At 33.2% G+C, this 15,950-nt stretch carries 14 protein-coding genes and 1 pseudogene; 8 read left to right on the top strand and 7 right to left on the bottom strand.

Features of this window, described 5'->3' with window-relative positions; all coding sequences use genetic code 11:
* Nucleotides 1–43: 43 nt before the first annotated feature.
* Nucleotides 44–895 (bottom strand): LysR family transcriptional regulator, encoded by an 852-nt coding sequence (locus POF52_RS25975; RefSeq protein ID WP_271996244.1) that lies wholly within the window; start codon nucleotides 893–895, stop codon nucleotides 44–46.
* Between the two features lie 150 nt (nucleotides 896–1,045).
* On the opposite strand from POF52_RS25975, the gene POF52_RS25970 reads away from it, so the two are divergent.
* From POF52_RS25970 to POF52_RS25955, 4 genes are all read left to right on the top strand, one after another.
* Nucleotides 1,046–1,645 (top strand): DsbA family oxidoreductase, encoded by a 600-nt coding sequence (locus POF52_RS25970; RefSeq protein WP_271996242.1) that lies wholly within the window; start codon nucleotides 1,046–1,048, stop codon nucleotides 1,643–1,645.
* 96 nt (nucleotides 1,646–1,741) lie between these two features.
* Nucleotides 1,742–2,845 carry an NADH:flavin oxidoreductase gene (locus tag POF52_RS25965; protein ID WP_271996239.1) on the top strand — a complete coding sequence of 368 codons (1,104 nt, stop codon included), beginning with the start codon at nucleotides 1,742–1,744 and terminating at the stop codon, nucleotides 2,843–2,845.
* A gap of 917 nt (nucleotides 2,846–3,762) precedes the next feature.
* The gene (locus POF52_RS25960) at nucleotides 3,763–4,191 is read left to right on the top strand and encodes a MarR family winged helix-turn-helix transcriptional regulator (protein WP_271996236.1); all 429 of its coding nucleotides are present in this window, start codon (nucleotides 3,763–3,765) and stop codon (nucleotides 4,189–4,191) included.
* A gap of 214 nt (nucleotides 4,192–4,405) precedes the next feature.
* Nucleotides 4,406–5,434 carry an NADH:flavin oxidoreductase/NADH oxidase gene (locus POF52_RS25955; RefSeq protein WP_271996233.1) on the top strand — a complete coding sequence of 343 codons (1,029 nt, stop codon included), beginning with the start codon at nucleotides 4,406–4,408 and terminating at the stop codon, nucleotides 5,432–5,434.
* A gap of 80 nt (nucleotides 5,435–5,514) precedes the next feature.
* Here the strand turns inward: POF52_RS25955 and POF52_RS25950 are convergent, their stop codons facing one another.
* From POF52_RS25950 to POF52_RS25940, 3 genes are all read right to left on the bottom strand, one after another.
* Nucleotides 5,515–5,658 carry an anti-repressor SinI family protein gene (locus POF52_RS25950; protein ID WP_271996230.1) on the bottom strand — a complete coding sequence of 48 codons (144 nt, stop codon included), beginning with the start codon at nucleotides 5,656–5,658 and terminating at the stop codon, nucleotides 5,515–5,517.
* Nucleotides 5,659–5,965: 307 nt separating this feature from the next.
* Nucleotides 5,966–8,053 (bottom strand): methyl-accepting chemotaxis protein, encoded by a 2,088-nt coding sequence (locus POF52_RS25945; protein ID WP_271996228.1) that lies wholly within the window; start codon nucleotides 8,051–8,053, stop codon nucleotides 5,966–5,968.
* Between the two features lie 627 nt (nucleotides 8,054–8,680).
* Entirely contained in the window at nucleotides 8,681–9,013 is a 333-nt protein-coding gene (locus POF52_RS25940; protein WP_271996225.1) for a hypothetical protein, read from the bottom strand.
* 598 nt (nucleotides 9,014–9,611) lie between these two features.
* Between POF52_RS25940 and POF52_RS25935 the strand changes: the two are divergent.
* Nucleotides 9,612–9,959, top strand: a pseudogene (locus POF52_RS25935) (ArsR/SmtB family transcription factor).
* A gap of 882 nt (nucleotides 9,960–10,841) precedes the next feature.
* Here POF52_RS25935 and POF52_RS25930 read toward each other — a convergent pair.
* Entirely contained in the window at nucleotides 10,842–11,027 is a 186-nt protein-coding gene (locus POF52_RS25930; protein ID WP_025751520.1) for a hypothetical protein, read from the bottom strand.
* Nucleotides 11,028–11,728: 701 nt separating this feature from the next.
* Between POF52_RS25930 and POF52_RS25925 the strand changes: the two genes are divergently transcribed.
* Nucleotides 11,729–11,926 carry an IDEAL domain-containing protein gene (locus POF52_RS25925; RefSeq protein ID WP_025751519.1) on the top strand — a complete coding sequence of 66 codons (198 nt, stop codon included), beginning with the start codon at nucleotides 11,729–11,731 and terminating at the stop codon, nucleotides 11,924–11,926.
* Nucleotides 11,927–12,083: 157 nt separating this feature from the next.
* On the opposite strand, the gene POF52_RS25920 is transcribed toward POF52_RS25925, so the two are convergent.
* The gene (locus POF52_RS25920) at nucleotides 12,084–13,433 is read right to left on the bottom strand and encodes a D-serine ammonia-lyase (protein WP_176586252.1); all 1,350 of its coding nucleotides are present in this window, start codon (nucleotides 13,431–13,433) and stop codon (nucleotides 12,084–12,086) included.
* 148 nt (nucleotides 13,434–13,581) lie between these two features.
* On the opposite strand from POF52_RS25920, the gene POF52_RS25915 reads away from it, so the two are divergent.
* Nucleotides 13,582–14,127 carry a cupin domain-containing protein gene (locus tag POF52_RS25915; RefSeq protein ID WP_176586253.1) on the top strand — a complete coding sequence of 182 codons (546 nt, stop codon included), beginning with the start codon at nucleotides 13,582–13,584 and terminating at the stop codon, nucleotides 14,125–14,127.
* Between the two features lie 207 nt (nucleotides 14,128–14,334).
* Nucleotides 14,335–14,871: a sugar O-acetyltransferase gene (locus POF52_RS25910; RefSeq protein WP_176586254.1), complete on the top strand. Its 537-nt coding sequence runs from the start codon at nucleotides 14,335–14,337 to the stop codon at nucleotides 14,869–14,871.
* A gap of 155 nt (nucleotides 14,872–15,026) precedes the next feature.
* Here POF52_RS25910 and POF52_RS25905 read toward each other — a convergent pair whose 3' ends face one another.
* On the bottom strand, nucleotides 15,027–15,863 hold the full coding sequence (locus tag POF52_RS25905; protein WP_271996210.1) for an STAS domain-containing protein: 837 nt from the start codon (nucleotides 15,861–15,863) through the stop codon (nucleotides 15,027–15,029).
* Nucleotides 15,864–15,950 lie beyond the last annotated feature (87 nt).

Genomic DNA, 15,950 nt, shown 5'->3' with positions numbered 1-15,950 from the left:
CTCATTATGAATACAGATTAAATGTGATTTGGGTAATAAAAGATTATTCCCATCCCTTAGCATGTTCTCTTATCAATTCATTCATTTTTAAAATAGCTGGTGATAACCATTTATCTTTGTGATAAGCAAGGAATGTAGAAATGGCAGGGTGATCTGGCGGTACTTCTTCACCCGACAATTTGTTTGTGATTAGCTCTTCTTTTACTGAGAAATAAGGAACGAGTGAAATACCAAGACCACTTCTAACACACTGCTTTATAGCCTCAATACTTTGAAAGTCCAGACTCTCTTTTACATCCATTTGCTTGTAATTTATATAGTGTTCAAAAACAGATTTATAACTGCATAATCGCTCGGTATATAGTACTGTACTAGAGTCTTTAACGTCGTTAGGACGTATTAGAACCATTTTTTCTCTTTTTAAATTTTCCGTAAAAAGTTCTGAAAGGGATAAATCATCTTTCTCAAGTATCAATGCAAGATCAATATCTCCGTTTTGTAAATATGATGTTACATCATAATTATCAATTGATTTTAAAGAGAGATTAACCTTCGGATATAATCTCTTATATTCAATTAGTATTGGGGGGATACGGTCTATTGTGAGTGATTCAGAAATACCTATAATAAGGTTTCCTACCGGCTCATCATTGGTGTTTAAAGCTTGTGAAAATAAATCAATGATTTTGGCCGCATACGGTAAAAAGTGGTGACCATATTGAGTCAGCACCACTTTTTTACCTAATCGATCGAATAAGGGTTTTCCCAATTCTCTTTCTAGTTCTTTAATATGGGTGGTAACAGAAGATTGAGCATACCCCAGATGTTCAGCTGCCCTTTTAAAGCCATCTTTCTCTACAATCGTTTTAAATGTGACCAGGTGTCTAAGCTCCATATTACTTCTCCCTTCCTCAGTTCAATTTTAGCGAACGTTATGTTCGAATATATCTATTTTACTGATTCTATATTGTATATTATTATAAGGGCATAACAAGTTTGTTATCAATAGTAACGAATTAAATATGTTAGGAGAGGGGTATTATATGTGACGATAAAGATAAAAGTTTATTCCGATTACGTTTGTCCTTTTTGTTTTCTAGCTGAACAGCCATTAGAGGAAGCAATTAAAGGAAAGGATGTAGAAGTAGAGTGGATGCCTTATGAATTGCGTCCTTTCCCGAATGAAACTCTAAAGCCTGAAGGTCACTATCTACAGAATACTTGGAGACAATCTGTTTATCCTATGGCAGAAAGAATGGGAGTTAATATAGTACTTCCCAAAGTTTCTCCTCAACCTTATACTCATTTGGCATTTGAAGGATACCAATATGCGAAAGAGAATGGGAAAGGAAATGAATATAACGAACGTATACTAAAAGCTTTTTTCCAAGAAGAACAAGATATCGGTGATATTAATGTACTGACCAAGTTAGCTGGTGAAGTCAATTTAAATACAGATGAGTATCGAGCAGCTCTAGAAACGAGAAAGTATCGGGAATCACATCAAAAGGCACTTCAACATGCATATAAAGAAGCAGATATCTCTGCAGTGCCCACTTTTATTATTGGTGATACCAAAATAGCTGGTATTCGTTCTAAAGAATCTTTTGAAGATATTATTGCAGAAGAAATTAATAAAAAGTAGCCTGATTTCCCAGAGGATATGGCGTGCGGAATTAATGGGTGTTAATTCAACAATTTACCACTATATATAATTTCAAATAAAGAAGGAGTTTCTATTATGCCAAATAACAATTTACTTTTCGAAACCGTGAAATTAGGTAGTATTACAATTGACAATCGCGTAGGTGTTGCTCCAATGACACGCACAAGCGCTACACCAGAAGGTGTAGCCACTGACGAAATGGTTAATTATTATGCGAAATTTGCTCGTGGAGGATTTAGTTTAATCATAACTGAAGGAACATATCCAGATGATGCTTATAGTCAAGGCTATTTCGATCAACCTGGTATCATTAATGACGAACAAATTAAGGGTTGGAAAAAGGTTTCAGATGCTGTTCATCAAGAAGGTGGAAAAATAATCCTTCAATTGATGCATGCTGGTGCTTTATCTCAAGGAAATCGATTTGTAAAGGACTCAATTGGGCCATCAGTTGTTGAACCAAAAGGAGAACAAATGAAAGTTTATGGTGGTAATGGTAAATTCTCAGTACCTAAAGAAGCAACAAAAGAAGATATTAAAGTAGTAATTAAAGGATTTGCTGAGGCTGCAAAGAATGCTAAAAAGGCTGGTTTTGATGGAGTTGAAATCCACGGTGCAAATGGGTATATCCTAGACCAGTTCTTAACAGATTATGCAAATAAACGAACTGATGAATATGGTGGCACTACTGAAAATCGTGTTCGTTTATTAGTAGAGGTTTCAGAAGCAGTGCGTGAAGCAGTCGGAAAAGACTATCCAATTGGTATTAGAATTTCTCAAGGTAAAATAAATGACTATTATCATAAGTGGGCCGATAAAGAGAAAGACGCTGAAATTATTTTTGGTCAGTTAGGACAAGCAGGACTAGACTTTATCCATGTAACAGAATTTGAAGCATGGCAACCTGCATTCTCTAAAGGCGAAGGAACTGGAGCTACTCTTGCAGCATTAGCTAAAAAGTACAGCAAATTACCTGTTATCGCAAACGGAAGCCTTCATAACCCAGAAAAAGCAAAAGAAATTATCGAAAAAGGTGAAGCAGATGTTATCACTTTAGGTCGTGGAGCACTTGCTAATCATGACTGGGTAAACAAAGTGAAAAATGGGGAACAACCAGACGAATTTGTACCAGAAAAGACATTAAGTCCTGACGCTAAAATTAAAGAATTTGAAGTGTAAATATTCTCCGTGCATTAGTGATAGTGCTTTATTCGAATAAGAAAAAACCAAATTTTGCAATTAACATAGTGTCGAAAAAAGATTTTTTATAATTTCTCGACATTAAGAAAAAGCATTCCTCAAAAAGGAATGCTTTTTCAGTTGATAAAATTTCAATTTTATCAACTGAGATAACAACGGAAATGGCTGCTCCTTTGTCATTCTTTTTAATATACTCTTTGCGTCTAGACCATTTATTCTTTATCCACTAACCCTTTCTTTTTAAAAAACTAGAAAGCCATTTTGGACTTTGACTATATGATCACCTAACCAAATATTATTGACCCTGAAGTAATAACAATTCCTATCTTTTCTTAAAAACTTACTAACACTATAACCCTCTTTAATTAAATGGGCCTGAATTTCTTCTGCATGATCATTAAACATGACATTCCCTACTATTCAAAATGGTTAAAACTTTCTTTTTACTAATTACCACTTTATGCAAGAAAAAAACGATATTCCTTATTATTCAAATATGCTAGTATTATCTATGCTATGTAAGCTTTATAAAAAGAACAAACGCTTGGGACAACTCATGGTAGCTAAAAGCCTAGAACATCCTAACCCAATGCAGTAAGGGTTCTTTTTTTTGATGAGTTCGAAAAAAGACATTATGGTAATTAAAATTGTGCATCATTCATTTACCTTTTAAGCTTTTTACTTAGTTTATTAAGCTACTTATAGTCATCTTTTTTATTGTTCTCCTGTGTATCGAGGATAGATAGCAACAATAAATTACCTAGCTACTAACTTCATTTGTTCACCATATAATTAAAAGTTAAGGAATTGTTATATAATAGGACTTGAACATCATATCTGTATACATTAAGATAATTGATTAAAGTGCTATATAGGATAGAATAGGTGGAATTCATATGACAACCAATCCCAAAAACGAACTTTTAAATACTTGGATATCCATTACTAATATTCAACTAAGTATTACCAATGAACTTGAAAGGGCTTTACAAAAAAATTATGATCTATCATTGAAAGAATTTTACGTTCTTTACTTTTTATCTCAAAGCAGTGATAAAAAATTAAGACTACAGCAATTACAAGAGATGGTTGGATTAAGCCAAAGCGCTATGTCACGATTAGTAGGTAGACTTGAGGCTAAGAGTTGTGGAGTTTTGCAAAGACATATATGTGAGGATGACCGTAGAGGTATCTATACTAGTCTGACTGAAAAAGGTTCAGAAAAACTACACGGATGCTTAGATACTGTTTATAACATCCTTCAATCTGCGTTTTCAAAGGAAAACATTCATCATGAGTTACAATCGTTATTACACAAATCATGATGTGATGCATGTATTTTTTACAAATTAGTTTATCTTAACTGATAAATAAAAACGACCTAGTAAACTTTGCTAGGTCATTTTTATTTATCACTTGGTCTATGTGTATTTTTACGGTGTGAACATAAATCATAAACATATAAATTGACAAGACATAAAGAATACTATAAATTATATGCGTGCGCATGCATATAATTTTGATAAAGGAGATTTTATTATGGATCACTTATTTAGTCCTTATAAGATAAAAGGATTGGACTTAAAAAACCGTGTTACGATGCCCCCAATGTGCCAATATTCTGTTGAAAAAAAGGATGGAATTGCTACTGACTGGCATTACTTACACTATGTAAATCGTGCAATCGGTGGGACTAGTTTTATTATAATTGAAATGACAGATGTGGAACCTGATGGCCGTATTACAGATTATGATTTAGGATTATGGTCAGACGACCAAATTCCTGCTTTAGCACGAATTGTAGAAGCTTGTCATCGTTACGGAGCTAAAGTGGGCATCCAAATTGCTCACGCTGGTCGTAAAGCTGAAGATGCAGAGGTACCAGTTGCTCCTTCGGCTATTCCATTTGATGAAAAATCAAAAACACCTAGAGCTCTTTCAACAGATGAAGTGAAAGAAATGGTAGAGAAGTTCCGTAGAGCTGTACAGCGTGCTGTGAAAGCTGGTGTAGATGCTATTGAAATTCATGGTGCTCATGGATATTTAATTCATCAATTCCACTCTCCTTTAACAAATAAACGAGAAGATGAGTATGGAAAAGATCTTACTAAATTTGGCCGAGAAATTATTGAAGCAGCAAAAGCTGAAATACCGGAAGATATGCCATTAATCATGCGGATATCTGCTAAAGAGTATGTAGAAGGCGGATATGGTATTAATGAAAGTATCGAGTTTGCAAAAGACTATCAAGAAGCTGGCGTAGATATGTTTCATATCTCTTCAGGAGGTGAAGGTCCTATCGGTGCTGGTGGGAGACCCGGCACGCATGCAGGCTACCAAGTACCATTAGCTCGAGAGATTAGGAAAGCTCTCAATGTTCCAGTCATCGCTGTTGGAAGATTAGATGATCCTGCGCTTGCAAATGCTGTTATCGGTAATGAGGATGCAGACCTTGTGGCTGTTGGAAGAGGCATGTTACGAAACCCTCATTGGGCATTAGAAGCTGCTTCTACATTAAAAAAAGAAACCACTGTCCCAAAACAGTATGCAGATGGTTTTAGAAGATAAGTTCAAGTAACAAAATATAAAAACTAAGTGTTTTTAGATAGTAAACAAATTTCTTGAAAGCAAAAAACATTAGATATTCATTATCTAATGTTTTTTGCTTTGTTGTTATTTTCAGCTTTTTCTTCTAAAAACTGTTTAAATTGTTTTTTGCTCTCATTTGAATTCATTGCTTCTCTAACTAGCTTCATCCATTCTTCAGGAAGATTTTTCTCAGAATCCTTCATCATCATTACCTCCCATACTTGTTCGCCTACCCTTAATTTGTAAGTTAAAACGATCTAATACAAGTATATATATCTAAATATATTTCCTTAAGGATTATAAGTTAATATTTATAGGTGGATAAGATTTCTGGATCTTTATTTACAAATGCCCGTTTATCTCTTGCTTTTATGATAATTGGCCTTCTTGCACTGCAATCTCTTCTAGTAGTTGAGTTATTTCTTCACTTTCAGGTTCTTCAAGTAATAATAACCATTACACTAATTGGTTATTGTTATCGATTATAGTTATAGATGCACCATTTTTACTTTAAGAGCGTATTTCAACTTGAAAATTTTCTACTGCAGTATCTAACTCAATAATCAATTTAGATAAGTGGTCCGTATGACGTGTTAGCTCACTTGAAGATGCGGATTGCTCTTCAGCTATTGATGCTATTTCTTGAGCAGATGCCGTAGTTTGTTGAGAAACGGCACTTATTTCTTGAATCATCTGAATAACGACTTCTTTTTGTTGATTTATACTGTTAATGGATTCAGTTTCTCTAACGATAGAATCTACTGCCTTAGTTAAAGATTCAGTAATAAACGTCATAGATTCACTCACTGTTTTTACTGCCTGGCTTTGTTCAAAGTTAGTCTGAGTTGTTTCTGTCATCATATTAACAAGCGTGTTATTTTCTTTAAGTATACTATTTATAACTTCGTTAATGTCTTTAGTCGCTTGTTTAGAATCTTCAGCTAAACGTCTAACCTCTTGAGCTACTACGGCAAATCCTCTGCCATGCTCACCTGCTCTCGCAGCTTCTATGGAAGCATTTAAAGCTAATAAATTAGTTTGTTCGGCTATTTCAGAAATGCGATCAGTCACATTTGCAATAGTCTTTGATTTGTTATTTAAATTTGAAACCATTAGTGTAATATCTTTAAAATTCGAGTCTAATTTTTCATAAGAGGTTTTTAATCCCTCAACTTGTTCCTCGCCTACTCGCACTTGAGTGGAAGCCTCTTTCATTTCTTTTTCAACCATATTAGATTGCTCTAATAATAAGTCAATTTCGATACTTAACTCTTTAATGGTATGTAAACCATTTTCAATTTGATTTGATTGAGCTGATGCTCCCATTGCGATTTCCTCTATGGATTGGGAAACTTCAGCAATTGCGACGTTATTTTCTGAAGCAATAGTATTAACGCCATTAGTGGTTGTTTCGACAGAGACGACATTGTTCTTTACTTTAAAAATTAGTTGTCTCATGCCAGCAAGCATCTCGTTATAACTCTTTGCTAGATCTCCCAACTCGTCCCTTGATGCAATACTGAGTTCGGTATTTAAATCTCCATGTGATGTCTTTTTTAAGACTTCCTGAATATTAAGTATAACCTTTCTTAGCATGCCAGAAAGGTAATAGGCACACAATGCCCCAATTATTAGACCTATAACTATCGAAATGATTCCAGTTTGTTTAATATCATTCATCTTAGAGGAAAAGATGTCTTTGGGTGTTAAAGAAATCACTTTCCAATTTAAATGAGGTATTGTTGTCACTTGGCCAGTATAATCCTTCTTATTTAATTCCACATCAAGAGAATGCACAGAATCATTCTTATAAATCTTTGATACCCAATCATATTGTGAATTAAAGTTTTCTCTGTGGGATATTAAATCACTAACGCCCTCTACAGTACCACTTTTTTCGGGGTTCATATTTTTCCCATCAGAATTTTTTATAAAAGCACTAACTACAAATCCTTGTGAATCTAAGATAACAAGATTATTTTCAGTATACTTTTCTATTTTTCTTCTAGAAACTCCAATTGTAGTTAAGTCTATGTCATAACCTAAGGCTCCTATCATTTTCCCACTTACGATGACCGGAGAAACGACAGAAGTCATAATTTTCCCAGAAATTTTATCTTTGTACACATCCATCCATGTTACTTTAGGTGTCTTTGTTAAAGTTTTATATGTTCTTGTTTCATGTACGTCCTGCTTAAAATCAGCATACGGAGAAATATGAAGTTTCCCCGTTTTTCCATCCATGTAATAGGCCGAAATAATTGTAGAATCATTTTTCTTAACGGCTTGCAATAGACTGTCGACGTTAGAAACAGAACCTTTGTTGTTCATTTCATTAGATACGACACCTGCCAACTGTTTTAATGAATTTTCATAGCCTTTTAAATTTAAACTTACTTGTTCAGACGCACTTTTGGCAGTAACCTCGTTTGAACTTAAATTATCTTTTTTCAAAATGTCACTTATACTTACCTGCATAAAGATAACGGTTCCTATAAGTGCTATAAAGGTGGTGGTACAAATAAATAAAACCCATTTGGTGCGAATAGATAATCCTTTATGATTACCGATCTTTCTAAACGAAAATTCTTTCCTCATAATAAATACCTTCTCTTTTTAAATTTAAATTGACCCTAAAAAAATAAAAACTCAACTAAATTACTATCGGGTTATTTCTTTCGTTATTAACTATGTTTAAATAAATTTCATTTTTCAGTTTTTACAATAACCTTTGGGACAGAATTTGATTTTCAATCCAGTTAATGAAGAGGTAAGTAACTAGGACAACCTCTAGCATATAAAGCACACTCTTTCTTACATAATCAGCTACCCCTTACCAACTTAGGTAAGGGTTCTTTGTTATTTTTCGATTGGACAGGCAAGCTTACTGCGGTAGCTACATAGTATCTAAAGAATTCCGACTCCATTACCTAATTGGTATCTATCTCCACCATTTGTATTTAAAAAATATCTGACTCATTATCCCCAGCTTCTTCATTGCACTTTGCAAGGAGCGCTATTCCTCACTTCTATTTTCTCTCTTTGATTCATTTCTTAGAGGGAATACTCTAAACCAATCTTTCATGTAGTCACATCTTCTTGCAAATACGAAAAGAGCAACCATCATATACTGGCTGCTCTCTCCTACCAAAAATGCACTCACACAAATGTGAATGTTAACGTATCCATATTATACTACTTCATTAATAGAAAAAGAAATAATTTCTATTTACCTTTATACATAATTAATCGTTCTTTTGCTAAATTAATTAATTCCTTTAACTCTTCAACAGATTGCTTGTTATTACAATTAATTAATAAATCTATTGTATCTTGCAAAAATTGCTCTCTTCTATTTACCCTTTTATATTCAGCCCTATATTCTTCTGCCATCCTTGCTGTTCGAGTAGAACCCTCACGAGGAGTCGGAACTTTTTCAAAATTTGAGGCACGAGGTTTTGTTTCTTTTTCATCAAACGTAGCGTTGTCTGGATTCCTATTCCTCAACCCTGATTGATCCAAAATACTCCTTGCAGCTCGTTCTCTTCCAATGGCCATTATCATTTCCCCTCTCTGCAATTGAGATTTGAAATAAACCGTCCTGTATAGATTCAATAACAATAAAATAAACCCTTCTTTAAATATTGAGTTATAGTTAAATAAAAAGACGGATTCTTTGAAGACCTGCCTGTCTAATTAATTTTTCCATATAGTGGTTAACTAAAAAGTAGCAATGTTCTCTAGTCATTTCGTGTAAGATTCCCTGAGAAATTTGTTTGTTTTTATCGATAAGGTTGAGTAATAGACACTTGAGTTTAAATAAGGAGGCTAATCATTCCAAAATTACGGTTTAGGCTCAATGTAAGAAGGAAACTCGGTAGGGTGGTTCATTCCTATTACGATTAAAAGATAGGCAAACACAAAAAACATTGTAATTATCCCTATTATTACAACGAAACGAATATTCACCTTCGATTATACTTGTAATTTGAATTGTCTGTTATTTATAGTGTTATCAACATGGTACACCATATTAATGATTAGATTGTGTTACATTGGATTTAATAAAAAGGTTGTAAATAATGGAAAAAGCAAGTATATTACACGTATAAATACATAAGTAAACTGTTATATAGCAATCAGGAGGTCTTTTTTTATGGATACAAAAGCTTCAATTGAGATGGAAAAGGCAGCTCAGATCCTCAAGTTATTTGGAGATAAAACACGGCTATCAATGATGAAACTTTTACAAACAAATGAATGTTGTGTAGGTGAACTAGTTGAAATTTACAAGGCCAGTCAACCTGCCATGAGTCAGCATTTACGTAAGTTAAAAGATATCGGGCTAGTAAAAGAGAAAAGAAAAGGTCACTGGATTTTCTATTCGATTAATCAAAAACATAAACATTAGGATTTTCTAGTAAGTATACTCGATTCGTTACCCACTAAAGATGATCGTTTAATTGAATTAGAAAAACAAGGATTACGCATTAGTTGTTTTTAGTAATTAGATTACACTTTGACACACAGTGAATTGCAAAACAGGCCGCAGATGAATGTGATTGCATTGTAGTTAGAAACGCTACGTTTGATGATTATATTAGCCAAGGAGAACGTTGGAATAAATACATAGATTATAAAGAGAACACTATATGTAAACTCTATAAAGTCAAGTAAATAGTAAAATACTTCTGCCACTGATAATTGAACTTACGTTGACTCGAAAGAAAAAGCTTGTATCTAAAAAGATACAAGCTTTTTCCCATGCTGTTTAGAAATTTGTTTGCCCTTGTGAGGCCCTTTCGTTACGTATATCGGTTCATAACCAAAGTGCCTTGTGTAAGATACGAATATCTACTTTCAATTTGAGGTAATACGTTTCTTGAAGTCACTGTTAATCCTTTCAAAACTAATCAGTCCCTTCATAAGTTAAGTATTTACCTTTTCACAACAATCAATAATATTGGTGTTGTACTATATGTGTACCACATACCTTAAAATTAAAACATTGATTGTACAAATTCTTATGTATTTTTTCTTCTTATATGTATAACATTAGAAGGACTAGATAAGCTACAGAGGTAACCCTTTTTGTACTTGATTTAATGATTATATAGAGTTCATCACAGCAGGCAGTTCTCTATCAAGAAAACTGCCTGCTGTAATCTTTTTTAAAACTCTTAATAACAAATAACTAGATATAAATATATAAGCACGACTGTAATGAAACAGAATTTTGATACAACTAAAGAATTTTAAAAAAGTTCTTTATAAAAATACTTTTAAATTTTAACCTTTGATCTCTACGTAGAAAAATATGTTTTACTCTCGGTTTGTCTTTTTCCCTTAAATGTTTTATGGTCTTGGTATTTAAACAATTTATTACCTATCCACTAACTCTTTCTTTTAAATAACCTAGAAATCCATTTTGGACTTTGACTATATGGTCACCTATCCAAATACTATTGACTCTAAAGTAATACCAACTTCGGGACTCACCTAAAAATTCTCTAACGCTATAACCTTCTTTGATTAAATGAGCTTGAATTTCTTCTTTCCAATCATTAAACATCTTCTTCCCTCCTATTTAAGATTGTAAAGACTTTCCTTTTACTAATCCCCATCTTATTCAAGGGGAAACCAATCATTCTCATTATTCATATATGTTAGTATGATTTATGCCATATTAGATTTAAAGCGATTCCAAATACGCTGAATTGAGCACCTTCAAAAGATCTGTAGAGGATAACATGCCCCTTGAAATGTATAGGAGGCAATTACTATGAAAAACGGAGCAGTCCTTAAATAGATAAGGTAGTGAAGAACAACGAAGGGTAAGCTCTGACTACAGTGAGCTTACCCTTTATATCCATACATATAATTTTATTCACAAAAACAAACTTTGGTGGCTGCATCAGAACATGTGTGTATGACGGATAGAGTATAAGACAGGTTTTAAAAATGATAGACGTGAATTAGATTACATTACAGCTTCGTACAAAATAAACTATTATTAGTCTTCATAATCGCTTCTAAAAAGGAATTCTTTTGAAACCTAATTATTTCTCTTTAATTGATTAGTTATTAATTATGGAGTGATATCTTTTTCTTATCTAGTTGAAGATATGTGAAAGATATTTAAAAGGAAATAGGAGCGTAATCATGCATATTATATATTATTCTATGTCTCAACTCATCTATTAACTTTGCATAAAAAGGGGGCAAAAGGGAATACTGTTTGCAAAAGAGAAAAGATAAAGGGGCTGACGCTTTATGGAAAATAATGTACTTAACGGAATGGATCGAGTTGATCCAAATTTACGTGATGAAATGTTGGCTGAATTGTTTTTAAATCAAGTTATGAATGACTTCAAAAGAAATAAAATTCTAGAGAAAGTTGATCATTCCTTAAAGAATAAAGATAAAGAAGCCTTTTTACGTTTAACAGAGGAACTTAAATCTGTATCTTAATAAAAACAATATAACATAGAAGAAAATCATGAAAAAGAAGCCTTGTTGTATAAAGACTAAGGCTTCTTTTTACTTTACATTTCAATATATCTCTTTATAACGAATTAAAATCCTAGAAGTTCTGATGAATATGTTCTTTCTCTAAAGATACACCCTCTTAACTACGAGAAGCTTTTATTCCTTTATCATAATAGTCTTTTTTTATGTTATCAGGAACCATACTTCCACCTGTGCCCCATACAATGTGCGTACCTTTATTTATTTTTTCAGTAAGGTTGTGATTGTTTAAATAATCCATTCCTTCCTGATGTAATTTAACAGGTCCTATCATTCCTGCAAGTGCTGAAGGTTCCAATTGAGCATTCTCAGTGTCAACAAGTTGTTTTAATAACTTGTATAAATGCTCATCACTAACTGTGTAACTTCCACTTAAAAAAGGTTCTATGACTTTGCCAACAAAACGAGAGGCTTTACCTACTGCTAGGCCATCTGCATCTGTTTTATTATCAATTCCAATCTCTTGTACAGAAATTTGATCGTGAAGGCCAGTCATTAAGCCTAGTACCATACAAGGGGAATGAGTAGGCTCTGCAAAGAAACAATGAACATGATCTTGGAACATTAATTTTAGACCAAAGGCCACTCCTCCAGGCCCCCCACCTACACCACAGGGTAAGTAAACAAATAAAGGATGGTCCTCATCTACAGTGATATTTAATTCCATCAGTTGTTTACTCAGCCGAGAAGCCGCCACCGAATATCCCAAAAATAAATCGTGTGAATTTTCATCATCTACAAAATGGCATGTAGGATCAGCAGCTGCTTGTTTTCTTCCTTCTTCTACAGCTTTACTGTAATCGGCCTCATACTCAATAACGTTAACACTTTTACTTCTAAGTAAATCTTTTTTCCACTGTTTTGCATCTGCAGACATATGAACAGTCACCTGAAAACCCAATTTTGCACTCATAATACCTATACTAAGTCCTAAGTTCCCAGTGGATCCTACAACAATTGAATATTTGGAGAAAAACTGTCGAAAGGTATGACTGTCTAATATTGCATAATCGTCATCAAAGCTTAACAAATCATGCTCAAATGCTAATTTTTCTGCATATTTTAGAACTTCATAAATACCTCCTCTTGCTTTAATCGAACCTGATATCGGAAGGTGACTATCACATTTCAAAAGAAGTTGTCCTTGTATTGTTTGCTTGTAATCCTGTTCTAGTTGTTTTTTCATATTTGGGATTCTTATCAAAGGAGATTCGATGATCCCATTTGATTTTTTAGTTTCAGGAAAAACCGTAGCAATATACGGAGCAAAACGCTTTAACCTTTCTTCTGCCTCTCTTACATCCTCTTTTGTTACTGGGCTCTTTATAATTCCAGACTGAAAGTCTTCAAGATTAGGGTTTGTCCAAAATAGTTCTTCTAAAGAAATAAGCTGATTTAGCAATGGGTAATTCACTTTTAAAGTTTCTACATCATAATTTTCCACTTGCATTGCCCTCCTAAGATGCTTGTTATACGTTTTTATATGAATTATAATTAAATAAATTAAATATAATTTAATTTTTACTTTAGCATATCATTTTCAAATTGTTAAGTTATATTTAATCAATTAAATAAAATTTAATTAGGTGGTTAATTTAATGGAAAATATAGATATCGGAAAGAAAATTGCAAAATATAGAAAGGCCAAAAAGTTAAGCAGCAAGGAGTTAGCTAACCTTGCTGAAATTACTCCTTCTATGTTAAGTCAGATTGAACGAGGATTTGCAAATCCTTCTATTCAAACGCTTAAAATACTAGCTAAAAAACTTGATATACCAACATTTATGTTTTTTTTGGAGGAAACGAATACCTCTAACTTAGTAGTGAGAAAAGATCAGAGAAAGAAAATGATTGTTGATAACTTATCTTATGAATTGCTATCTCCAGATTTTAAAGGCAACCTTGCAACCGTTATTATGAACGTGTCTCCCAATACGACTTCTTCTGAAAAGCTTTTAGCTCATGAAGGGGAGGAAATTGCTTTAATTTTGGAGGGGAGGATTAAATTATATTTAAACGAAGAAGAATATGTCTTAGATAAAGGAGACAGTGTAAAAATACCAACCAACTTAAGGCACAAATGGGAGAACACTTTTGACCAGAATGCGGTTGTATTATTTTCAGTTACCCCTCCTATTTTTTAATAATTAGTACGTGTAGGAAGAAAAAACTAAATACACGCTAATATTTAAAGATATGGAAATTTATTAGTGCTTGTACTTTAAATAGTGGCATCTTTAATTACAGAGAATCTGAAGAAGAGAGAGTCTCTTTCTTATGCTTCTAGATAATAGGCATGTTATTTTGTATACCATAATAAATAATAAAGACAAAGTGAGGTACCTTCTTTTATGAAAGATACATTGAAAATTCATTATAAAAGAGGAACAGAGGAACTAAAAAGAGATAATATTCGTGCCCATAGATTAACTCAAGAATTTAATAATACAGATGTTGAAGAATTTGAAAGAAAAGAAGAGATTATTAGGGCACTTTTTGGAAGTGTCGGAGATCACCCTAGCCTCGAACATAATTTCCATTGTGATTTAGGTTATAACATTCATGTTGGTGATAATTTCTATGCGGGATATAATTGTACAATCTTAGACATGACCGAAGTGATTATTGGAGACAATTGCATGATTGGTCCAAATGTTGGTATTTATACAGCTGGTCATTCTATAGAACCTAAAGATAGAAATAAAAGTGGCTATGCAATACCTATCAAGATTGGTAATAATGTATGGATTGGTGGAAGTTGCACCATTTTACCAGGTGTTACAATTGGTGATAATTCAATTATTGCTGCTGGTTCAGTTGTAATAAAAGATGTTCCAAGTAATGTTATTATGGCAGGAAATCCAGCAAAAAAGTTAAAAGACATTTAACCTTTCTTAAGATACATGATATCAAAAAATAACCAATTAATTTTAATTGGTCATTTTTTGATTCCGAGAATCAAACTTACGTTAAGTAAACAAAAGCCTCTTCTGTATAAAGAAGAGGCTTTAAAGTAGTTATAAATATATATAAAACCTTAGCTTTACCTTATATGCAAAAGGTCACTTACTGCGTCCTTTAGTTTTCCATAGGTTCTTATTTTACTGAAGTCTATACCCAACTGAACGGCTGTTAAAGCGATTTCTGGACGGATACCTGTGATCGTTGTATCGATTCCTAGCAACTCTAACATGTTTACCACTTGAAACAATTCATTGGTCATCATTGTATCAATGGAAGGTACACCTGATAGATCAATAATTAGGCAAGACAATTCAAGGTCTTTTGCTTGCACCATAATTTTTTCTGCAAAGTCATTGCTCTTATAGTCATCAATCTGACCAATTATAGGAAGGACACCAACTGTATCTGAAATACTGATAACTGGTGTACTAAGTTCTGAAATTAGCATTTTTTGAGCATATACTTGCGCCTCTGATACTTGCCCATAATACATGGTAAAGAGTTCAATCATCCGATCAAAGGCTTCGTTTAAAGTTCTGTTCCATAAAATAATATCTTGTTGTGTAATACTAGACTGGTGGAGCCCTACAAATGCTTCAACCTTGTTAAGAAAAATAGAACGAAACGTTTTAAAATGACGAATACTCTGGTAAAGAGGGTTCCCTAAGCGAGCTCGTTTGGTTGCAATCTCTTGGGCCCAACCACTAAGATTTTTAAAAGATCCATCCTTTAGGACCTTCACTATTGTACGGGTAAAATAGTGATTTTGTTCTCGAAGGTATTCAGTTACCTCTGAAGAAGCATCAGCTGTATAAACAGAATTCTCTTCTATTTCTCGAGAATCTAACCACTCTTGAGCCATTTCATTCACATGTTGTAATAAAAAATCATGAAATTCTTGAGTCATTTTATCCATAGTGTTTTCCCCTTTGGTGATAGATAAATTTATCTTTCCCTTTTATTGAACACAAAAAACCTAACTACTATTCCTTGTAATATTTAT

Source organism: Priestia sp. AB, assembly GCF_028369225.1.
Classification (GTDB): domain Bacteria; phylum Bacillota; class Bacilli; order Bacillales; family Bacillaceae_H; genus Priestia; species Priestia megaterium.
The sequence above is the reverse complement of the archived record's forward strand: the minus strand, read 5'-3'. Positions and strand labels throughout refer to the sequence as shown.

Coding starts and splice junctions, on each gene's coding strand:
- POF52_RS25975 (WP_271996244.1), bottom strand. CDS start 895: ATGGAGCTTAGACACCTGGTCACATTTAAAACGATTGTAGAGAAAGAT.
- POF52_RS25965 (WP_271996239.1), top strand. CDS start 1,742: ATGCCAAATAACAATTTACTTTTCGAAACCGTGAAATTAGGTAGTATT.
- POF52_RS25960 (WP_271996236.1), top strand. CDS start 3,763: ATGACAACCAATCCCAAAAACGAACTTTTAAATACTTGGATATCCATT.
- POF52_RS25955 (WP_271996233.1), top strand. CDS start 4,406: ATGGATCACTTATTTAGTCCTTATAAGATAAAAGGATTGGACTTAAAA.
- POF52_RS25950 (WP_271996230.1), bottom strand. CDS start 5,658: ATGAAGGATTCTGAGAAAAATCTTCCTGAAGAATGGATGAAGCTAGTT.
- POF52_RS25945 (WP_271996228.1), bottom strand. CDS start 8,053: ATGAGGAAAGAATTTTCGTTTAGAAAGATCGGTAATCATAAAGGATTA.
- POF52_RS25940 (WP_271996225.1), bottom strand. CDS start 9,013: ATGGCCATTGGAAGAGAACGAGCTGCAAGGAGTATTTTGGATCAATCA.
- POF52_RS25930 (WP_025751520.1), bottom strand. CDS start 11,027: ATGTTTAATGATTGGAAAGAAGAAATTCAAGCTCATTTAATCAAAGAA.
- POF52_RS25925 (WP_025751519.1), top strand. CDS start 11,729: ATGGAAAATAATGTACTTAACGGAATGGATCGAGTTGATCCAAATTTA.
- POF52_RS25920 (WP_176586252.1), bottom strand. CDS start 13,433: ATGCAAGTGGAAAATTATGATGTAGAAACTTTAAAAGTGAATTACCCA.
- POF52_RS25915 (WP_176586253.1), top strand. CDS start 13,582: ATGGAAAATATAGATATCGGAAAGAAAATTGCAAAATATAGAAAGGCC.
- POF52_RS25910 (WP_176586254.1), top strand. CDS start 14,335: ATGAAAGATACATTGAAAATTCATTATAAAAGAGGAACAGAGGAACTA.
- POF52_RS25905 (WP_271996210.1), bottom strand. CDS start 15,863: ATGGATAAAATGACTCAAGAATTTCATGATTTTTTATTACAACATGTG.